This window comes from Kitasatospora sp. NPDC053057, assembly GCF_044546945.1.
Classification (GTDB): domain Bacteria; phylum Actinomycetota; class Actinomycetes; order Streptomycetales; family Streptomycetaceae; genus Kitasatospora.
In genome coordinates this window covers 1-1,362 of the sequence record NZ_JBITZP010000147.1, presented here as the reverse complement: position 1 = coordinate 1,362, position 1,362 = coordinate 1, and the positions used below count along the sequence as shown (strand labels likewise).

The 1,362-nt window shown below is 71.7% G+C and carries 1 protein-coding gene; it reads right to left on the bottom strand.

Features of this window, described 5'->3' with window-relative positions:
* Nucleotides 1-1,348 (bottom strand): amino acid adenylation domain-containing protein (locus ACIG5E_RS39495; RefSeq protein ID WP_396542162.1); only part of this gene is annotated, 1,348 nt, incomplete at its 3' end.
* Nucleotides 1,349-1,362 lie beyond the last annotated feature (14 nt).

Here is a 1,362-nt window from a genome sequence, read left to right as displayed (position 1 = left end):
ACTCCACCTGACCGGCCGCGTTCCAGCGGGCGACGTCACCGGTGCGGTACAACCGCTCCCCGGCGCCGTACGGGCTCGCCACGAACCGCTCCGCCGACAGCCCCGCCCGGCCCAGGTACCCACGGGCCAGACCCGAACCCGCCAGGTACAGCTCACCCGCCACACCCACCGGCACCGGCCGCAGCCGGGCATCGAGCACATACGCCCGGGTACCCGCCACCGCACGGCCGATCGGCACCACACCCTCGACGTCGCCGTCCGCGAACCACGCCGTCGCGTACACCGTCGCCTCGGTCGGACCGTAGATGTTCGCAACCCGCACCCCCGGCAGAGCAGCCCGGATACCGGCCACCGTGTCAGCCGTCAGCGCCTCACCCGCCAGCACCACCACACCCGGCTCCACGCCGAGCCCGCCACCGGCCACCACCTGCGCGAACGCCGACGGCACACCACTGACCAGACTCACCGCACCCACACCGGCCTGCGGATCCACCAGCGCCAGCAGGTCCTTCACGACCTCCACACTGCCGCCCGACACCAGCGGACCGAACAACTCGAACACCGACACATCGAAGTTGAACGACGTCGACACCAGCACCCGCGCGAAGTCCGCACCACCGAACTCCGCACCCGCCCACGCCAACAGACCCGCCACCGAACGATGCTCGACCACCACACCCTTCGGCCGCCCCGTCGACCCCGACGTGTAGATCACATACGCCGGATGCGACGGCAGCAGCACTCCACGACGCTCCGCATCCAACAGCGTGCCACCCTCGGCCGCCGCCAGCTCGGCGATCACAGCGGACTCGTCCAGCACCACCAGCGAATCCCGGACCAACTCCGGAAGGATCCGCGACGCCTCCACCGACGTCACCACGGCCACGGGCGCGGCATCCGCCAGCATGAACGCGATCCGCTCCGCCGGGTAGCCCGGGTCCACCGGTAGATACGCACCACCGGCCTTCACCACCGCCAGCAACGCCACCACCGTCGCGGCACCACGCTCCAGCGCCACCGCCACCACCGACTCCGGACCGACGCCCCGGCCCACCAGCAGCCGCGCCAGCCGGTTCGCACGGGCATCCAGCTCCGCGTACGACAGCTCCTCACCACCGGCCACCACCGCCAACGCCTCCGGCGTCCGCGACACCTGCGCCTCGAACAACGCCGGCAGCGTGACCCCGGAAACCTCGGCCGTCACGCCGCTCCACTCGTCGAGCACCCGAAGCTGCTCGGCCTCGTCCAGCACCTCGACCGCGCTCAGCAGCACCTGCGGACCACCGTCCAGCGCCACCTCCAACGCCGCCACCAGACTCTCGGCAGCCGTCCGCACCAGCGCACCCACCGCCACCGGGTCGA